This is a genomic window from Flavobacterium sp. (assembly GCF_035299245.1).
Classification (GTDB): Bacteria; Bacteroidota; Bacteroidia; order Flavobacteriales; family Flavobacteriaceae; genus Flavobacterium.
On the sequence record NZ_DATGWY010000019.1, the window covers coordinates 17,598 to 34,966 of the forward strand.

At 33.4% G+C, this 17,369-nt stretch carries 18 protein-coding genes; 9 read left to right on the forward strand and 9 right to left on the reverse strand.

Features of this window, described 5'->3' with window-relative positions; translation table 11 throughout:
- Positions 1-22 precede the first annotated feature (22 nt).
- On the reverse strand, positions 23-436 hold the full coding sequence (gene aroQ / locus VK161_RS12750; protein WP_324215169.1) for a type II 3-dehydroquinate dehydratase: 414 nt from the start codon (positions 434-436) through the stop codon (positions 23-25).
- A 76-nt stretch (positions 437-512) separates the two neighbouring features.
- Positions 513-1,049 (reverse strand): porin family protein, encoded by a 537-nt coding sequence (locus tag VK161_RS12755; RefSeq protein WP_324215170.1) that lies wholly within the window; start codon positions 1,047-1,049, stop codon positions 513-515.
- A gap of 199 nt (positions 1,050-1,248) precedes the next feature.
- Between VK161_RS12755 and VK161_RS12760 the strand changes: the two genes are divergently transcribed.
- The 6 genes from VK161_RS12760 to VK161_RS12785 all read left to right on the forward strand — a co-directional run bounded on the left by VK161_RS12760 (position 1,249) and on the right by VK161_RS12785 (position 5,940).
- Positions 1,249-1,812, forward strand: a complete 564-nt coding sequence (locus VK161_RS12760) for a porin family protein (RefSeq protein WP_324215171.1) — start codon at positions 1,249-1,251, stop codon at positions 1,810-1,812.
- A 228-nt stretch (positions 1,813-2,040) separates the two neighbouring features.
- Complete coding sequence (locus tag VK161_RS12765) at positions 2,041-2,640, forward strand: outer membrane protein (protein ID WP_324215172.1); 600 nt, start codon at positions 2,041-2,043, stop codon at positions 2,638-2,640.
- 139 nt (positions 2,641-2,779) lie between these two features.
- Complete coding sequence (locus VK161_RS12770) at positions 2,780-2,908, forward strand: hypothetical protein (RefSeq protein WP_324215173.1); 129 nt, start codon at positions 2,780-2,782, stop codon at positions 2,906-2,908.
- A gap of 21 nt (positions 2,909-2,929) precedes the next feature.
- Positions 2,930-3,364 carry an outer membrane beta-barrel protein gene (locus VK161_RS12775; protein WP_324215288.1) on the forward strand — a complete coding sequence of 145 codons (435 nt, stop codon included), beginning with the start codon at positions 2,930-2,932 and terminating at the stop codon, positions 3,362-3,364.
- A gap of 80 nt (positions 3,365-3,444) precedes the next feature.
- Positions 3,445-4,341 (forward strand): site-specific tyrosine recombinase XerD, encoded by an 897-nt coding sequence (xerD, locus tag VK161_RS12780; RefSeq protein ID WP_324215174.1) that lies wholly within the window; start codon positions 3,445-3,447, stop codon positions 4,339-4,341.
- 117 nt (positions 4,342-4,458) lie between these two features.
- A complete protein-coding gene (locus VK161_RS12785; RefSeq protein ID WP_324215175.1) occupies positions 4,459-5,940 on the forward strand; it encodes a sensor histidine kinase in 1,482 nt (493 codons plus the stop codon).
- Between the two features lie 94 nt (positions 5,941-6,034).
- Here VK161_RS12785 and rny read toward each other — a convergent pair whose 3' ends face one another.
- From rny to VK161_RS12800, 3 genes are all read right to left on the reverse strand, one after another.
- Positions 6,035-7,597, reverse strand: coding sequence for a ribonuclease Y (rny, locus tag VK161_RS12790; RefSeq protein WP_324215176.1), 1,563 nt, complete (start codon positions 7,595-7,597; stop codon positions 6,035-6,037).
- A gap of 218 nt (positions 7,598-7,815) precedes the next feature.
- Entirely contained in the window at positions 7,816-8,109 is a 294-nt protein-coding gene (locus VK161_RS12795) for a cell division protein ZapA (protein WP_324215177.1), read from the reverse strand.
- A 4-nt stretch (positions 8,110-8,113) separates the two neighbouring features.
- The gene (locus VK161_RS12800) at positions 8,114-8,404 is read right to left on the reverse strand and encodes a hypothetical protein (RefSeq protein ID WP_324215178.1); all 291 of its coding nucleotides are present in this window, start codon (positions 8,402-8,404) and stop codon (positions 8,114-8,116) included.
- Between the two features lie 188 nt (positions 8,405-8,592).
- On the opposite strand from VK161_RS12800, the gene VK161_RS12805 reads away from it, so the two are divergent.
- Genes VK161_RS12805 through VK161_RS12815 form a run of 3 tightly spaced genes read left to right on the forward strand, consistent with a single transcriptional unit; the run spans position 8,593 to position 13,510 of the window.
- A complete protein-coding gene (locus VK161_RS12805; protein WP_324215179.1) occupies positions 8,593-10,284 on the forward strand; it encodes a M23 family metallopeptidase in 1,692 nt (563 codons plus the stop codon).
- 49 nt (positions 10,285-10,333) lie between these two features.
- A complete protein-coding gene (locus tag VK161_RS12810; protein ID WP_324215289.1) occupies positions 10,334-12,772 on the forward strand; it encodes a TonB-dependent receptor in 2,439 nt (812 codons plus the stop codon).
- Between the two features lie 33 nt (positions 12,773-12,805).
- Positions 12,806-13,510 (forward strand): hypothetical protein, encoded by a 705-nt coding sequence (locus tag VK161_RS12815; RefSeq protein ID WP_324215180.1) that lies wholly within the window; start codon positions 12,806-12,808, stop codon positions 13,508-13,510.
- 42 nt (positions 13,511-13,552) lie between these two features.
- Here the strand turns inward: VK161_RS12815 and VK161_RS12820 are convergent, their stop codons facing one another.
- The 4 genes from VK161_RS12820 to VK161_RS12835 all read right to left on the reverse strand — a co-directional run bounded on the left by VK161_RS12820 (position 13,553) and on the right by VK161_RS12835 (position 17,369).
- Positions 13,553-14,296 carry a DUF3667 domain-containing protein gene (locus VK161_RS12820; protein ID WP_324215181.1) on the reverse strand — a complete coding sequence of 248 codons (744 nt, stop codon included), beginning with the start codon at positions 14,294-14,296 and terminating at the stop codon, positions 13,553-13,555.
- A 291-nt stretch (positions 14,297-14,587) separates the two neighbouring features.
- The gene (locus tag VK161_RS12825; protein ID WP_324215182.1) at positions 14,588-15,409 is read right to left on the reverse strand and encodes a helix-turn-helix domain-containing protein; all 822 of its coding nucleotides are present in this window, start codon (positions 15,407-15,409) and stop codon (positions 14,588-14,590) included.
- A gap of 77 nt (positions 15,410-15,486) precedes the next feature.
- The gene (locus VK161_RS12830) at positions 15,487-16,188 is read right to left on the reverse strand and encodes a hypothetical protein (protein WP_324215183.1); all 702 of its coding nucleotides are present in this window, start codon (positions 16,186-16,188) and stop codon (positions 15,487-15,489) included.
- Positions 16,189-16,229: 41 nt separating this feature from the next.
- Positions 16,230-17,369: a retropepsin-like aspartic protease gene (locus VK161_RS12835; protein ID WP_324215184.1), complete on the reverse strand. Its 1,140-nt coding sequence runs from the start codon at positions 17,367-17,369 to the stop codon at positions 16,230-16,232.

Sequence of the window (17,369 nt, forward strand, 5' to 3'; positions counted from 1 at the left end):
AGAATAAAAAATAGTGTTGAGTTTAAAGAAAAGATTGTAAGGCTAATTCGTAACTTTTGAGACCAAAACCAATGATTACTCCTTTAGCATTAGGAGAAATAAACGATTGATGACGGAAGGTTTCCCTTGAAAAAGTATTCGAAATATGAACCTCAATAACTGGAGTTGTGATTGCTTTTACGGCATCTCCAATTCCCACAGAAGTATGAGTATAGGCTGCAGCATTGAGAATGATTCCGTTGTAATGAAAACCAATTTCCTGAATTTTATCAATCAATTCGCCTTCAATATTACTCTGAAAGTAATCCAAATTCACCGATGGATATTTGGATTTTAAGTCTCTAAAGTAGTTTTCAAAAGTTTGATTTCCGTATACTTCTGGTTCTCTTTTACCTAATAAGTTGAGGTTGGGTCCATTAATAATAATGATGTTCATAGTTGTGGATAGTTTTGAGTAAAAATAAAAAAACCGCTCAACAAATGAAGCGGTTTTAGAAAACATTATGCTTTTTTTAGAACATAAATCCAATTGAGCCTTGAAGAACTGAATTCTTTACAGCGGCATCACGTTTGGGTTCTGTCAATCCTAAACCATATCTTCCTTGAACAAAGAAATGTTTTCCCAATTTATAGGTTAGCCCACCAGCAACTGCAAAGTCGAAAGTATTGGAATCTCCTGCTTCAACCTCATTTCGTTCGCTTAAAAGAAAAGAAGCTTGTGGTCCAATTTCCAAACTCAAATTATCGTTTAGGTAAAATTTTGCTAATACCGGAATACTAATGTAGCCCAATTCATTTTTAATTTGTTGTCCAAAATCATTCAATTCGGCACCTTGTGTAGAATACAGTAGTTCAGGTTGTAATGAAAAATTTTTCAGTAATGAAAACTCCGTTACTAATCCTCCATGAAAGCTCGTTATTGCATCAGTTTGGATGTCGGAATTGTTGAAATTGGCATAATTAACACCAGCTTTTAGTCCGACTTTTATTCCTTGGGCATGTCCTTCAATTGATGCAAGGGTAATTATAAATAAAAATAACTTCTTCATAATCAGTGTTTTATAATTAATTTAGTGCTTTTTATAGTATGCGTTTTTTTTTTTAGAAACGACTTTTTTTAAAATTTAGTATTTGCAATTACGAATCTTTAAAATGTTAATAATTGTGTTGATAACTGTGTAAAACCTTGTGTTTAAAGGAAAAAGGAATAGTTTTACCTTTAACTTATTAATTTTAAACAAAATAAACATGAAAAAAATTCTATTGACAGCGGTGGCTGTTTTCGGTTTTGCATTTGCTAATGCGCAAGAAACTAAGTTTGGTGCTAAAGCTGGTTTGAACTTGTCAAACGTAACAGGTGATAACACAGACGACAACAAAATGAAAGTTGGATTTCAAGTTGGAGCGTTTGCCAATATTGGTATTTCTGAACAATTTGCAGTTCAGCCAGAAGTATTATTTTCAACTCAAGGGAATAAAATTGATGGTCCAGGTGATGGGTCTGTTGAGCTAAATTACATAAATATTCCAATTATGGCTCAATACAAAGTGGCTGATAAATTTACTTTAGAAGCGGGTCCACAAATTGGTTTCTTAATGTCGGCTAAACTTAAATTTGATGGTGGTAGCATTGATGTTAAAGATCAGATAAATTCAACTGACTTCGGAATTGGAGTTGGAGCAGGTTATGATGTTGCAGAAAACATTAATCTTGGGTTAAGATATACTATTGGTGTGTCTAACTTAAACAAAGAAGGTGATGATAAAAATGCAAACAGTAATTTGGCATTTGCTATAGGATACCGATTCTAATTTTGTAGCCCATTTCTTTCATACAAAGCCGTTCTTCGTGAACGGCTTTTTTTTAACATTTTTTTAATTTCGTTTTACTGTATTTGTATTTTATTGAACATGAGTTAATTAGGTAAAGTTGTTGATAAAATTGTTAATAACTATGTTGATAACTCCAGTATTTTTTCTCTTTGTAAGAAAAAAGAATAGTTTTACATTTGCGCCAATAATTTTAAACACAAAATAAACATGAAAAAATTAGTTTTAACTGTAGCAGCAGTATTCGCTTTCGGATTTGCTAATGCTCAAGACAAAAAAGAAGATTCAGGTGCTGGTTTTTCTAAAGGTGACTTATTTGTTTCTGGTGCTGTAGGATTTGGTTCTGAAAAAACAGGTGATTTAGAAACTTCAGGTTTCACTTTCTCTCCAGCTTTAGGTTACTTTGTAACTGAAAACATTGCTTTAGGAGCAAGATTAGATTTTACAAGTTCTACTGAGTCTGAGCCAGGAGTAGATGATACAGATACTAGCAGATTTGGTGCTGAAGTATTTGGTCGTTACTACTGGACTCCAGCTTCTCAATTTTCTGTATTCGGAGAATTAGCTGTTGGTTTTGGTTCTAACAAAGTTGAGCAAGGTCCTGCTGAGTTCAAAACAAAAGATTTTGGTATCAACGCTGGTGTTGGTGTTAACTACTTCTTATCTGACAACTGGTCTATCGAAGCTGGTTGGGCTGGATTAGGTTACAACACTAACGATAACGGTGGTGATGGTGCTGAAAAAACTAACTCTTTTGGTTTAGCTATCGACCTTACTGCAATTAACTTTGGTTTAAACTACAAATTCTAATCTAAATTTTAGATTTTAATATTTAAAGCTCTGCTTCTGCAGAGCTTTTTTTTGTGATCTTTTTCCCAAAAACAGTAGTGTTATTTTACTTATTCGATCAACTATTATATATTTGTTACTTAACTTTTAAACAAGAGAAATGAAAAAAATTATTGCATTTGCATTTTGTGCGTTTGGTTTATATTCTGTAAACGCTCAAAATAGAGAAAAAGGGGCAATTGAATTAATTCCGCAAATTGGTTACACTTCTGCAAATTATTACGGTTAAGAACTGAACAACAATGATCCAATATCTTCGGTTAGTTTTGGTCTGGGTATGGACTATTTTTTTAATGATCGTTGGAGTCTTCGCTCAGGGTTGTTGTATCAAACTATGGGAACTCAGTTTTTTGGTTATGAAGAGAAATTGAATTACCTAACATTGCCTATAAACGCCAATTGGCACTTTGGTAGTACTCGAAAATGGAATTTGAATTTTGGGCCAAGTATTGGCTTTTTAATGTCGGCAGAAAATAATCAAGGTCAAGATTTAAAAGATCTTGTGAATTCAACCCAATTCGGTTTAAGTTATGGTATTGGTTATAAAATCGAAGTTAATGAGAAATTCAGTATTTTGGTTGATTTTCAAGGAATGACCGGTTTGTCAGAAATAGATAAAGAAGGAGTTTTTAATATTAAAAATGCAGCTAGTTCGTTTAACGTAGGTGGAGTTTTTAAATTATAAAACTAAATTTTGATTCATTCAAAGCCATTCGTTCTTCGAGTGGCTTTTTTTTTATCATTTATCATTCTATCTTTGTAGTAATGAAATGGAATTCCTATATAAAAAGTTTTCAATCGTACCTCAAAATAGAAAGAGGGTTGTCGAAAAACACGATTGATAACTACTCTTTTGATATTGAGCGATTGTGTCTGTTTTTAGAAGTAAACTCCATTGAAGTTTCTCCCATAAAAATATCCGAAGAAACCATTCAACAGTTCATCTATTCAGTTTCTAAAGAAGTAAATGCCCGAAGTCAAGCTCGGATAATTTCGGGGTTAAAGAGTTTTTTTTCGTATTTGATTTTTGAAGATTATCGTGCGGATAGTCCGATGGAATTGATTGAAGCACCGCGTATCGGTAGAAAATTACCCGATACTCTCTCAGTTGATGAAATAGACGCTATAATCAATGCCATCGATTTGTCTAAAGAAGAAGGAGAGCGCAACAGGGCTATGCTAGAAACACTTTACGGTTGCGGTTTGCGCGTCTCAGAGTTGATTACTCTCAAAATTTCAGATTTGTTTTTCGAAGAAGGATTTGTAAAAATAACGGGTAAAGGGAATAAACAACGGTTTGTACCCATTAGTAGAATCACTCAAAAATACATTGAAATCTATAAAAACCAAGTTCGTTCTCATCTCAACATCCAAAAAGGATTTGAAGATACCTTGTTTCTTAATCGAAGAGGAAAACAACTTACCAGAGCCATGATTTTTACAATCATCAAACAATTGGCAGTGCAAATTAATCTTGATAAAGACATCAGCCCGCACACCTTTCGACATTCATTTGCAACACATTTACTCGAAAATGGAGCCGATTTAAGAGCGATTCAATTAATGTTAGGTCACGAGTCCATCACTACCACCGAAGTATACGTTCACTTAGATCGTAAGCACTTAACACAAATTATGAATTCGTATCATCCAAGAAAATAATTTTAACATATTTTAAGCCCTTGTGTAGTAATAGTTTGACAGTTTCTGTTGTGGTTTGTAAAAATAAATAGTGTTATTTGCAAACTAAATTTTCGACCTGTTTTTAATCCAGTTGATGTGAGAAAAACAAATTCCCATTTGAATAAAATAATCAATTCCCAATCGAGCTGCTTTTTTGAGTTTACTATTTCAAAAGAAGCTTTTTTTTCATTGGATTTTTTTACAGATAATTTATTTGATCTGTTGGATGTCAATTTGGAAAACAAAAACCAATTCAGTGATATTTTTCTAGACGAAAGAATTCATCCTTTAGATTACAATCATTTCATACATTCGGTGTTTTATGCTCAGGCAAATCTGACTGATTTTGTTGTTGAGTTTAGAATTGTTACTTCCAACAATGAATTAAAATGGATTAAAGCTAGTGCCAAAACTGAAGAGACTGAATTGGGAACTTCGTTTTATGGAATGGCTTATGATGTCACAAAATACAAGGTTGAAATTGAAAATCTTCGTATTTCTGATGCGCGAAATCAGTTTGCCAATGAAGCATCTGGAGCTGGAGTTTGGGATTGGGACTTACAAACCAATAAAGTGTTCTATTCAAAAGAGTCTCTGCGCATTTTAGAGCTTGATAACGCGTCCAAACATCTCATTGATTCACCAGAAAAATGGGATGAACGCGTGCATCCTAACGACAGAGAAGAATATTACTACAACATCAAACAGCATTTTGAAGGCAAAACACCTTATTACGAAACCTACCACAGAGTGTTATGTAACAATCGATACAAGTGGATTTTGGATAAAGGAAAAGTAATTTCTAGAGATAGAGATGGTAAACCATTGCGAATTGTTGGTACGCATACCGATGTCACATTGCTAAAAGAAAATGAACGTAAAGCCTACGAAACATTACAAATAGTTAGTAATCAAAACAATAAGTTGAGCAATTTTGCTCATATCGTTTCACACAACCTTCGTAATCATACAGGTAATTTATCGTTGTTGATTAAGATGAAAGAGGAAGGTGAATTTGATGTTGAAGAAGCATTTGGTTACATAAAATCGGTTTCAGTTGAACTCAATGAAACCATTCATAATTTGATGGAATTGGTTAAAATTCAAAACATTGAAGAGGTTGTTTCCGAAGATCTAAATTTACATCATGCTTTGTTAAAAGTGCTGACTGTAATATCGGAAGAAATTACGAAAAAAGATGTTGCTATTGTAAATCTAATTCCAAGTGATTTAATGGTGAACAGTAATCCCGCTTTTTTGGAAAGTATAATGCTGAATCTGACCACCAATGCCATAAAATATTCTGATGAGAATAAAAAAGTCAGTATTGAATATTTCATTACCGATGAACCCGAATTTATCGTTTTGAATGTAAAAGATAATGGTTTAGGAATAGATTTAGAGCGCTATAAGGACGACGTTTTTGGTTTGTATAAAACCTTCCATAGAAAAGAAAATTCGAATGGAATTGGTTTGTACATTACCAAAAATCAAATTGAAAGTATGAATGGAAAAATAGAAGTAGAGAGCAAAGTCAATGAAGGCTCTATTTTCAAAGTCTATTTTAAAAAGAAATAAAGCGCGTTAGATTGCTGCTTTATTAGATTGTTTTGTTAAAGAAAAAAGCTGTCAACTTTTGCTGACAGCTTTTTGGGTTTTATGAGTAAAATGATTACTTCGCTATATTCACCGCTCTAGTTTCTCTGATTACGGTGATTTTCACCTGACCCGGATAGGTCATCTCAGTTTGTATTTTTTGTGAAATCTCAAACGATAAACTAGATGCCATATCGTCACTTACTTTTTCACTTTCAACTATAACACGTAGTTCTCTTCCGGCTTGAATAGCATAAGCATTCTTCACTCCATTGAATCCGAAAGCAATGTCTTCTAAGTCTTTCAAACGTTGGATGTACGAATCCAATACTTGTCTTCTTGCTCCAGGACGTGCACCAGAAATTGCATCACATACTTGAATAATTGGAGAGATTAAATACTTCATTTCAATCTCATCGTGGTGAGCTCCAATGGCATTACATACTTCTTCTTTTTCACCATATTTTTCTGCCCATTGCATACCTAACAATGCGTGTGGTAAATCACTTTCTGTATCAGGCACTTTTCCGATATCGTGAAGTAAACCAGCTCGTTTCGCTAATTTGACATTCAATCCGAGTTCGGCTGCCATTATACCACATAATTTAGCCACTTCTCTAGAGTGTTGTAGTAAATTTTGACCATAAGACGAACGGTATTTCATTCGTCCAATAATCTTAATCAACTCAGGATGTAATCCGTGGATACCCAAATCGATAACCGTACGTTTACCTACTTCAATAATTTCATCGTCAATTTGTTTGGTCGTTTTTGCTACTACTTCTTCAATTCGTGCTGGGTGAATACGTCCGTCAGTTACCAATTTATGCAATGATAAACGGGCAATTTCTCTTCGAACAGGATCAAAGCATGAAAGAATAATTGCTTCAGGCGTATCGTCAACTATGATTTCAACTCCAGTTGCAGCTTCTAATGCACGAATATTTCGTCCTTCACGACCAATGATTCTACCCTTAACATCATCCGATTCAATATTGAAAACCGATACACAGTTTTCTACTGCTTCTTCCGTTCCAACACGTTGGATAGTATTGATGATTACCTTTTTGGCTTCTTGTTGCGCAGTTAACTTGGCTTCTTCCATCGTTTCCTGAACATAAGCCATTGCTTTGGTTTTTGCCTCTGATTTTAAGCTTTCAACCAATTGTTCTTTTGCTTCTTCAGCAGATAAACCAGAAATTACTTCCAGTTGATCTACCTGACTCTTGTGGAGTTTTTCTAATTCTTGTTGTTTTTTGTCTAAGAATTCTATTTTTGATTCGTATTCTTTAGTTTTGGCTTCAAAATCATCATTGATTTTCTTTGCTTTTGCTAATTCACTTGAGACTTGTGATTCTTTGTCTCTAGTTCGTTTTTCGGCTTCCGCAATCTTTTTATCTTTGTTTAAAATCTCTTTTTCGTGTTCTGATTTTAATTCTAGGAACTTCTCTTTTGCTTGTAGAAGTTTGTCTTTCTTGATGTTTTCCCCTTCTAAATTTGCGTCTTTTAGTATGGATGCGGCCTCTTTCTTAGCATTTTTAATCATATTAGAAACATTGTTCTTTTCTAAATATTTTGCTATTCCAAATCCGGCGCCGACACCTACTACAATTCCAATAATTATACTTAATATATCCATAGTGTGTAAAAAAAATTATAAAAAAAGCCTACATTAATTGCTTGAATAAACTCGTAAAGACAAGTTTTGAGTTAACTCACTGTTCAAGTTTTCCGCCTAGGCGGACATACTATAGTAGCGACGATTCACTCATTTTAATTTGTTAGTGTTGAGTTTACCAAAAATGAACTAATGTAGGCAGTATTTTTAGTTATGTAAAGAACGTGTTTTTTTGTTGTTTATTTTGAGAGATAACGCTCTAATAAATCATTCAATTTGGTCAATCTTTCTATGGCTTCCGTACCATCAATTGAATTGTTGATTTGCTTTTGTTCTGCTTGAGCGGCAAATTGTAATGCACACATGGCTAATACATCTTGTTTATCGCGTACAGCATAATTTTCTTCATATTGCTTAATCACCGTATCAATTTTTTTGGAAGCACTTCGTAAACCTTCCTCCTGCGACACATCTACCGTTAACGGATAAACTCTGTCGGCAATTGATATTTTTATTTTAAGCTTTTCATCCATAGTTTTAATCGGATAACTGTGATATACAGTAATCAATTTCTCGAATTAATGAATTTATTTTAAGCTTCGTATCTCGTTTATAATCTTCACTGCCCAGCAATGAATTAGTTAATTTAAGTGATTCGTATTCTTTTTTTAGCTTTTCCAATTGTTGCGATTGGGTTTGATTGGCTAAAGTACTTTTGCTCAATTCTGCTTCCAAAGCTTTATTCTTTTCCTCTAAACGGTCTATTTTGCTTAGAAGTGAACCAATTTTACTTTCAAGAGAATCAATTATTTGTACGATTTCACTCATTTATTATCTTCTTCACTACTTTATCTTACAAATTTATAATTCCTAATCTATTAAAGCAATTTTTTATCAAAAAAAATGAATTTTAAATCAATTTATTTTTAATAAATTGGTATACAGTTTGTTATCGTTTCTATATTATTTTTTTTACCCATAAACTTTTTATATTTTAGCAAAAACAGTTTTATATCATGAGATTACTAGCCTTATTACTTATTTCCGCCTCTGTTTTTGGTCAGAAAAATTACCCCAAAGATTTTGGTGCACCTTTGGATATTCCAATGCAGTTGGCTGGAAACTTTGGTGAATTGCGTCCGAATCACTTTCACGCTGGTTTTGATTTTAAAACCAATCAACGCGAAGGCCTCAATGTGTATGCGGTTGGTGATGGTTATGTTTCTCGCATCAAAATATCAACTTATGGTTACGGAAAAGCAATTTACATCACACACCCAAATGGTTTTACTACTGTTTATGGTCACCTTCAAAAGGCAATGGGTGCGATAGAAGCAAAAATTAAAGAAACACAATACAAAGAAAGTTCCTACGAAGTTGAACTTTTTCTCAAGCCCAATGAATTGCCTGTGAAAAAAGGAGAAATAATCGGATTGTCGGGCAATACTGGCGGTTCTCAAGGGCCGCATTTGCATTTTGAGTTTCGTGATTCGGCTACAGAAAAAGCAATAAACCCTCAGTTTTTTGGCTATGATCAATTGATAAAAGACACCAAAAAACCAATTGTGAGTACATTGGTTGCTTATCCTTTAGATGCTGAGTCAATAGTAAATAAATCAAAACGCCCAATCAATTTAAATTTATCGTTGCAAAGTGACGGCACTTATATTTCAGAAAAAGTTTTGGCTACAGGAAAAATTGGTTTCGGTATCAATGCGTATGATTTAGACGATGTCTCCTATAATAGCAACGGAACTTACAAAGGTGAATTACTCACCAATGGAAAACCCATTTTTGAATACCGTTTCGACGAAATGGCTTTCGATGAAGGTCGTTACATCAATGCTTTTATTGACTATACGCGCTATAAAAAAACCAAAAGTCGCATCCAAAAATTATTCATGAAGCAACCGTATGCCTTGACAAATATTTATGAAAAAGTAAATAATGGTGTTTTAGATGTGGTTCCGAATTACGCACAGACCAATCAAATAGAAGTTTCTGATTTCAACGGTAACAAAACGATAATTCGAATTCCGGTTGAATATTCCAATCAAAAAAGTATAGTGGAACCTGATGTTGTAATTACTCCGTATTTAGTTAAAAATGGTCGCGATTTTATTTTTGAAAAAGACAACTACACCGTGACTTTTCCCGAAGGTACTTTTTACGATGATTTCTATTTGAATTTTGATGTGAAAAACGATGTACTCTTTTTACATCAAGACGATATCGGAATTCACAAAGCATTTACAATCAGTTACGATGCAAAGGATGTTCCTGAAAATCAAAGAGAAAAGTCGTTCATCGCATCAACAAACGGAACAAAATGGAGTTACATCACAACAAAACGCAATGGAACTACGTTTACTGCAAGTACCAAAACCTTAGGACAATTTAAATTGCTGAAAGATTTTGTTGCACCCAAAATCAGTAGTGCAAAGAGTATAGAGGGAAAATGGATTTCAGCACAGAAATTACTAGTTTTTACCATTTCAGATGATCTTTCGGGAATAAAATCCTATAATGGTTACCTCAATGGAAAATGGATGCTGTTTGAATACGAATCCAAATTAAACCGACTTACTCATCAATTTGAGGACGGAATTGTTGCTGAAGGAGAAAATAAATTAAAATTAATCGTGACGGATAATGTAGGAAATTCTACTACCTTTGAAACTACATTTTTCAGAAGTCAAAAACAATAAATAGATACAATTGAAGACATTTAAAATAGTTTGGGTTGCTTTATTTTTAATGGTAACCTCAGTCATTACGGCTCAAACAGCCAAAGTAGTTGGAGTTATTTCAGACGAATTTAAAGAACCAGTAGCTGGTGCCAACATCACCTGTGAAGGGAAAACAGTTTCTTCCAATAAAGATGGTTCGTATATCATTCAAATACCAGCAAATAGAGAAGTAGTAGTTGTTTTTACTCACATCACTCAAAAGAAAATTGTAGCTAAGTTTAATTTAAAAACGGGTGAAATTTTAGAGTATTATCCAGTAATGAATTCAAATGCCGAACAATTGGATGATGTTATCATTACAAGCAACAGAAAAAGTGTACAAGGAATTACCTCTTTAGAACCCGAAACCATTAAAAAAATTCCGGGTTTAAATCCGGGTGTTGAAAATGTAATCAAACTTATGGGTTCAACAGGTGGTCCAGACGATTTGAGTTCGCAATACACCGTTCGTGGAGGAAATTACGACGAGAATTTGGTTTATGTGAATGAAGTTGAAATTTACCGTCCGTTTCTGATTCGTTCGGGTCAACAAGAAGGTTTGAGCTTCACTAATTCGGATATGATTCAGAGTGTTGATTTTTCTGCGGGTGGTTTTCAAGCCAAATACGGAGATAAATTATCATCTGTTTTAGATATCACCTACAGAAAACCAAAGAAATTTGGTGCCGCTTTTGAAGCCAGTTTATTGGGCGGAAGTGCCACAGTAGATTTGGCCTCGAAAAACCAAAAATGGTCGGCGATAACCGGAGTTCGTTACCGCGATAATTCGCTTTTAGTGAATAGTAAAGAAACAGAAACCAATTTCAGGCCGACTTTCATCGACGTTCAAACCAATGTGAATTATAAGTTAAACCAAAAATGGGAACTCAGTTTCTTAGGAAATATTTCTCAAAATAAATACAATTACCAACCATTAACTCGACAAACGAATTTTGGTACGTTGAATGAACCAATTGCTCTTCAAATTTTTTATGAAGGTCAGGAAAACGACAAGTATCGAACTCTTTTTGGTGCTTTTAAATCCACTTTTACTGCAACTGAAAACAGCAATTATAAGTTCATTGCTTCTGCTTATCACACACAGGAACAAGAATATTTCGATATTGATGCTGCTTATTTTTTAGGCGAAGTCGATTCGAATATTGGTTCTGAAACGTTTGGAGATGTCACTTTTAATCGCGGAATCGGTTCACAATTGAATCACGCTAGAAACGATTTGGATGCGGTGATTGTAAATGCAGAAATTAAAGGAAGTCACAACGCCAAAAAGAAATTCCAGATTGATTGGGGAATCAAATACACGCGTGAAAATATTCGCGACCGAATTGTTGAGTGGGAAGTGATAGATTCAGCCGGATTTTCAATTAATCCACCCATTATTGATTTACCTGTGAACGACCAACCTTATAATCCGTATGTTGGACCATTAGTTCCGTTTAAAAATGTTCGTGCCACTAACTTTGTAGACATCAATCGTTTTTCAGGATTTGTTCAATCGAATACCAAAACGTACTTGGGTGAAAGTGAATTCTGGATTAATTTTGGTGTTCGTGCACACAATTGGCAAGTAACAGGCGATAAAATTGCCGATGGTAAAAACCAAATTGTCTTTTCACCGCGTTTGCAATTGGCATTGAAACCAAAACTAGAGGGTGATCATAGTGTTGTGTACCGATTGGCGACAGGATTGTACTACCAACCACCGTTTTACCGCGAACTACGCGATGAAGATGGAGTAGTGAACCCAGATGTCAAAGCACAGCAATCGATTCATTTTGTGGCTGGAGCTGATTATAATTTCAAAATGTGGAAACGACCGTTTAAGTTTGTTACCGAAGCGTATTACAAAACAATGAGTGATGTAAATACCTATACAGTTGAGAATGTTAGAATTCGTTATCGAGCCAACAACAATGCTGAAGCCTATGCTTACGGATTTGATATGCGATTGAATGGAGAATTTGTTCCCGGAACTGAATCGTGGTTTAGTTTTGGGTATTTGAAAACCGAAGAAAATCAAGATAACAGAGGTTTTATTGCGCGTCCGACCGATCAACGATTGAAATTCGGAATCCTTTTTCAAGACTATATGCCAACCTTACCTAATTTTAAATTGTATTTGAATTTGGTGTACAGTACTGGTTTACCTGGCGGTTCTCCGTCGTATGCTGATGCGTATCAATATCAAAGTCGTTTGCGTGATTATCGAAGAGCAGACGTTGGGTTTTCGTATGTATTTACCGAAAAAAATAAAGACCGTGACGATTCGCATTGGTTGAAAAAATTCCAAGATTTGTCACTCGGTTTTGAAATTTTTAACTTGTTCAACAACCAAAATGCGATTACCAATACATGGGTTCGTGATGCCTATACTAAGAATCAATACGGAATTCCGAATTACATGACTACTCGTGTTTTTAATTTAAAACTGACTGCTCGATTGTAATTATTTCACTATTTTTGACTAAAATTCTTCGAAATGAAAATCATATCAAAATACATACTGCTTGCTTTAGTTGCGCTTTTTGTTAGTTGTAAAGAAGAAGAACCGAAAAAGCCAAAAGTAAATTACGATACTAAAATTACTGCCGAAGAGCCCAAAACAAATGAGGTGAATACGATTTTAGTTTCTGATTTACCAGTACAAATGGATGGAACTTCCGTTTTAATTCATCCCATTGGTGAGTACAGTGTAGGAAGCAATTCAAAAGGTGGAGGAAAAGATAGTTTTAGAGTTTCCAATTATGGCGAATACGAAATTACTGGTTTTTTGTCGAATTTGAAATTTCAACAAATAGGTTCTGATTCCCTAAAAGTACTTACCGATAAACCGATGATGATTGAGCGAATTACTTATCTTAAATCATTCGCAGACAAGAGCAAAAAACAATTTTTGGTTTATGTCTTAGAAGATATGGATTCCAACAAAGACGGTAAAGTGGATGGTAGTGACATTAAAGATTTGTACATCAGCACTATTGATGGACAAAATTTCACAAAATTATCTGCTGATTTTCAGGAGCTTATTGATTGGAGTATGGTTGAAGTTCAAAATCGTTTATACTTCAGAACCATTGAAGATAGTAATAAAAACGGCGCTTTTGACAAAGACGACAAAGTACATTATCATTTTGTTGATTTGTTAGCAAAAGAACTTAAAGTTGAAGAATACAATCCGTTGTAAAAGAATCCTTTTTTTCTCAATAGACCTCTCTCATTAAATTAATTAACGGTGCATTAGTTTGGATAGTTCAGAAATGACTCCCAATAGAAAAACGGTAAAAACGACTGCGATTAGTGTGGCAACCACATAACAAATTATTTCTCTTACGATTAATCCGATTTTTAATGATTTAGTGTCTGAATATAATTGGTAATATGCAATTATTTGAAATGCCATTATCAAAGGGAAAAAATAATTTTTTGAACTGCTTCTTGTTTCTGGAAAAAAGAAAAATACCAATTGCGGAATCAGCATAATTAGAAATATATGCCCAATGATAAAGGTTTGTGCCACTAATAATTGCCAATAGTTGTATTTGAATTTTAAATGGAATAATTTGTATACTAAAGCATATAACGGAATCATTATTAATAGAACAAGTATGAAGTTTTTGTCGATAAATTGATTGATTTCGCTTAAATCAGTTTTCTTTACCTCTCTAAAATTAAATGTAATTTGAAGACTTTTAACAAACACAAATAAGGAAGTAATAATTAGCAAATACGTCAATGGTGGAAAATGATTGATGCGTTTGCCTTCGAAATACTCTCTGATGGTTTTCCCTGGTCGAGTAAATAATTCTTTAATTGTAAAGAAAATCCCTTTACTCAGGTGAAATGCAGAATGCGGAACTTCATGCATTACAAAGTTAAAATCGATTTCATGAGTTGCTGCTTTTTGACCACAATTTGGGCAAAAGTTACCTTGATAAATGTGTGTGCAGTTTTTACAAAGTTCTTGGTGCATGTAGGGACTGATTTCTCGCTAAAATACTAATTTCTTTGAATGTGTCAAATTTAAGATTTATTCAATAGTTTAAGAAAATAAATTTACGTCAATTATTCATAACTAGTGAAAATAGTGATTTGATTGATGATTGAAAACAGAATACAAATTTTTCCCTAAAACAAGCAAACAATTATAAAAGATAAAGTTGCCACAACGATTTTAACGATTAGATTGACCATAGCTTTAAGTGTGTTATTTTTTTAGTAAAATAAGTCAATATAAAAATCAAAAAATTGTAAAAATGTAATCTTAAACAAATAACCAATTAATTTGTCCGTCTTCTTGTGGAGAAATACTTTTAAAGAATTTTTTCGGGGTCATTCCGGTCAATGCTTTGAAGTCTTTTATCAAATGCGATTGATCATAAAATAGCAGATCATAAGTCAATGACGTTAAGTTATCTTTTGAGTTTTTCTTCATATGGGCTTTTAAAGCTTCCCTAAAACGATGGATTTTTTTAAAATCGGAAGGCGACTTGCATAGGTTGGACTCAAAATGTTTGTTTAAGTTTTGCCTTGAAATTCTGTATTTCTCCGCCAATTCGGTGATGGAATATTCTTTTTTAATATCAGTGATTAAATCATGCAAGAAAGGATGTTGAAACCCAACCAATTTAGATAACCAATAGTATTCAATCTGAGTTCTTCGTTTTTCAAAATCAACTTCATTTAAAATGGTTGTCATGGTCGATTGATAATCATCAAAAGGAATGAATCGCGAAAAAAAATCATTAGTATAATGGCATAATGATTTTTCCAGAAAAGCATTCAAACCCAAAGGCTTGAAATAAAAAGTAATTTCGTTCAAATTACCTTCGCAGATGACTTTAATCGGTTTTTTATAGTGACAAATTAAATCCGATTCGAATGGATTGCCTTTTTTTCCTCTTAAAATAGCCTGATTTTCCGAGAAAATTATTTCTGTATTTTCATACACTGAAATAATGCTATAATTGTTAGGGAACGTTAAATATTCTACACTAGTATCGGTTTCTTTTTGGGTCAAGAAGTAGTAACCTTCGATGAAGTTGCTGAGAATTTCGTTTTTAGGTTTGAAAAAATTCAGTTCCACAATGATAATAATTGTCGTGTAAATATAAGAAATTACTTAATGTTACTCCTTTTTTAATGTAGAATTATATCGAAACATTAAATTAAAATATCGCTTTCCAAATCTGATTTTTCAATTTCGAAGTCGAATCCTAATTTGGATACCAATTCAATGACTAATTTCTTATACCAATTTTCCGATTTGGGATGAATGTAAATTTTTTCAATGAGTTGATTGATATCGATGTCAATTTTGATTCCGTCGTTGATTTTGATTTGTTGATCGGATAAATCGGATAAAACACGTACTTCTCTTTCGTACTGAAAACTTTTTCGCTTGAATAGGAAAGGGAAAAACGTGTCTTCAAAGGGAATGTATTCTTTTTTATAATCGATGTAGTTGACTTCGCCGATGTATTGTTGAGTATCTTGCTCGACTTCCAACGCTTTTTGAAGTCTTCCAATGGTGGATTGAATGGCTAAACCTTCGCTATTTTGAGTAAAAATTTGCCACATGGCAAACGATTCATATTCATTAATGTGCCAACTACTTACAACTACTTTTTCACGATGCGATTTGTAATACGATAAAAACTCAGGATTGTTTTCAGAAAGTCGCTTGATCTCTTCAAAAGTGGGTTCGCTAAAAGTACCTTCGTATTGGTCTTCAAACTTGTCTGAACGCGATAAAAATAACTTTCGCGAAAGCAATAAATCTAAAAACTTAGACAAATCAAGGTATTTCCAAATAATAGTGTTTGGATCTTCAGGAAGCGTACTATTTTGATTTTTAACGTACATGATTATGGTGAATGAAATACTAAAGGTCTAAAATTATTTGATTAATTTGTTTTAAGAAATTGTTTTTTTACCATTATTTTTTGACCGTTTATTTTTTCGATTTCAATTTCATTTTTGACTCGATTTTCAAATTTCCAGAGTAAAAATTCGCAATCGTCTTTAAAATCTGTCGCTGATTTTCCTTCAACCGATTTGATTTCTTCGTCAAGTTCTAAAATAGATGCGGAACTTTCTGTATTAAATGTTTTGGCTACTATCAACAATTTTCCGTTTTTCAAATGATAATCCGCATCAAAACCGATAGAAAGTGAAACGGGTTGGTTGGATAATGCTAAATGGTATTTAGAATTAGTGTTGTTCATGATTAAAAATTTGGTAAGCGTTGAAAAGAATTTGATGCCTATTTTGTTTTCGATGTTGGCTCTCATTTCAATTTTCACGTCGTCAAAAGTGGTGTTGGCAATTTGCAATCCATCAAAACTAAAACAGAAATTGTCTGCACTGGTCATACTCGATAATCCCATGGCGAATTTTTTACTCGAAACTACCGATTCGTTGTATTTGTTTTTTAATTGAACGAAATTGGAATCTTCGATAGACGCTTCTAAAAAATCATTATAACCAGTATCGATTAAACAATTGGTGATGTTTAAATTTTGAATTTTAAAATCGGTAAAGTGCCTGAATTTATGGTATTTTACATTCATTTCAACCATTTCTGATGAAGGTTCAAAAGCATTTTTGGAGATGTAAAGCACGTTGTTTTCAAAATCAATTTTCCAGTTAAGTTGGTTAATGACATTTGCACCCAACAAAAAATAATCATTGCAAGCTAGAAATGGCATATCAAATACAACACAGCTTGAATTCTTGATGGTTTGTGAACCAATTTGCAATTCATTTATTTTAGCTTTTTTAATTTTACTATTGTTGTCATTACTGTCATTTACTTTTATTTTTCCGGATGGTTTTACGCCACTTCGTTCGGATTGATTGGTTGTGATGACACTTGTTCCTGCTCCAGTGTCCATGGCAAAATGGGTTTCAACTCCATTGACTTTTCCTTTAAAAACTAATAATGATGATTGTAGTGAGAATGGAATCGTATCAACCTCGACTTCTTGGGCTTGAATAACTATTCCAGTAAAAATAATAATCAGTGTAAGTAGTTGTTTTTTCAT

What these genes read in the sequence shown, in the direction of transcription:
- aroQ (WP_324215169.1), bottom strand. Translation starts at nt 436, where the DNA reads ATGAACATCATTATTATTAATGGACCCAACCTCAACTTATTAGGTAAA.
- VK161_RS12755 (WP_324215170.1), bottom strand. Translation starts at nt 1,049, where the DNA reads ATGAAGAAGTTATTTTTATTTATAATTACCCTTGCATCAATTGAAGGA.
- VK161_RS12760 (WP_324215171.1), top strand. Translation starts at nt 1,249, where the DNA reads ATGAAAAAAATTCTATTGACAGCGGTGGCTGTTTTCGGTTTTGCATTT.
- VK161_RS12765 (WP_324215172.1), top strand. Translation starts at nt 2,041, where the DNA reads ATGAAAAAATTAGTTTTAACTGTAGCAGCAGTATTCGCTTTCGGATTT.
- VK161_RS12770 (WP_324215173.1), top strand. Translation starts at nt 2,780, where the DNA reads ATGAAAAAAATTATTGCATTTGCATTTTGTGCGTTTGGTTTATATTCT.
- xerD (WP_324215174.1), top strand. Translation starts at nt 3,445, where the DNA reads ATGAAATGGAATTCCTATATAAAAAGTTTTCAATCGTACCTCAAAATA.
- rny (WP_324215176.1), bottom strand. Translation starts at nt 7,597, where the DNA reads ATGGATATATTAAGTATAATTATTGGAATTGTAGTAGGTGTCGGCGCC.
- VK161_RS12795 (WP_324215177.1), bottom strand. Translation starts at nt 8,109, where the DNA reads ATGGATGAAAAGCTTAAAATAAAAATATCAATTGCCGACAGAGTTTAT.
- VK161_RS12800 (WP_324215178.1), bottom strand. Translation starts at nt 8,404, where the DNA reads ATGAGTGAAATCGTACAAATAATTGATTCTCTTGAAAGTAAAATTGGT.
- VK161_RS12805 (WP_324215179.1), top strand. Translation starts at nt 8,593, where the DNA reads ATGAGATTACTAGCCTTATTACTTATTTCCGCCTCTGTTTTTGGTCAG.
- VK161_RS12810 (WP_324215289.1), top strand. Translation starts at nt 10,334, where the DNA reads ATGGTAACCTCAGTCATTACGGCTCAAACAGCCAAAGTAGTTGGAGTT.
- VK161_RS12815 (WP_324215180.1), top strand. Translation starts at nt 12,806, where the DNA reads ATGAAAATCATATCAAAATACATACTGCTTGCTTTAGTTGCGCTTTTT.
- VK161_RS12820 (WP_324215181.1), bottom strand. Translation starts at nt 14,296, where the DNA reads ATGCACCAAGAACTTTGTAAAAACTGCACACACATTTATCAAGGTAAC.
- VK161_RS12830 (WP_324215183.1), bottom strand. Translation starts at nt 16,188, where the DNA reads ATGTACGTTAAAAATCAAAATAGTACGCTTCCTGAAGATCCAAACACT.
- VK161_RS12835 (WP_324215184.1), bottom strand. Translation starts at nt 17,369, where the DNA reads ATGAAAAAACAACTACTTACACTGATTATTATTTTTACTGGAATAGTT.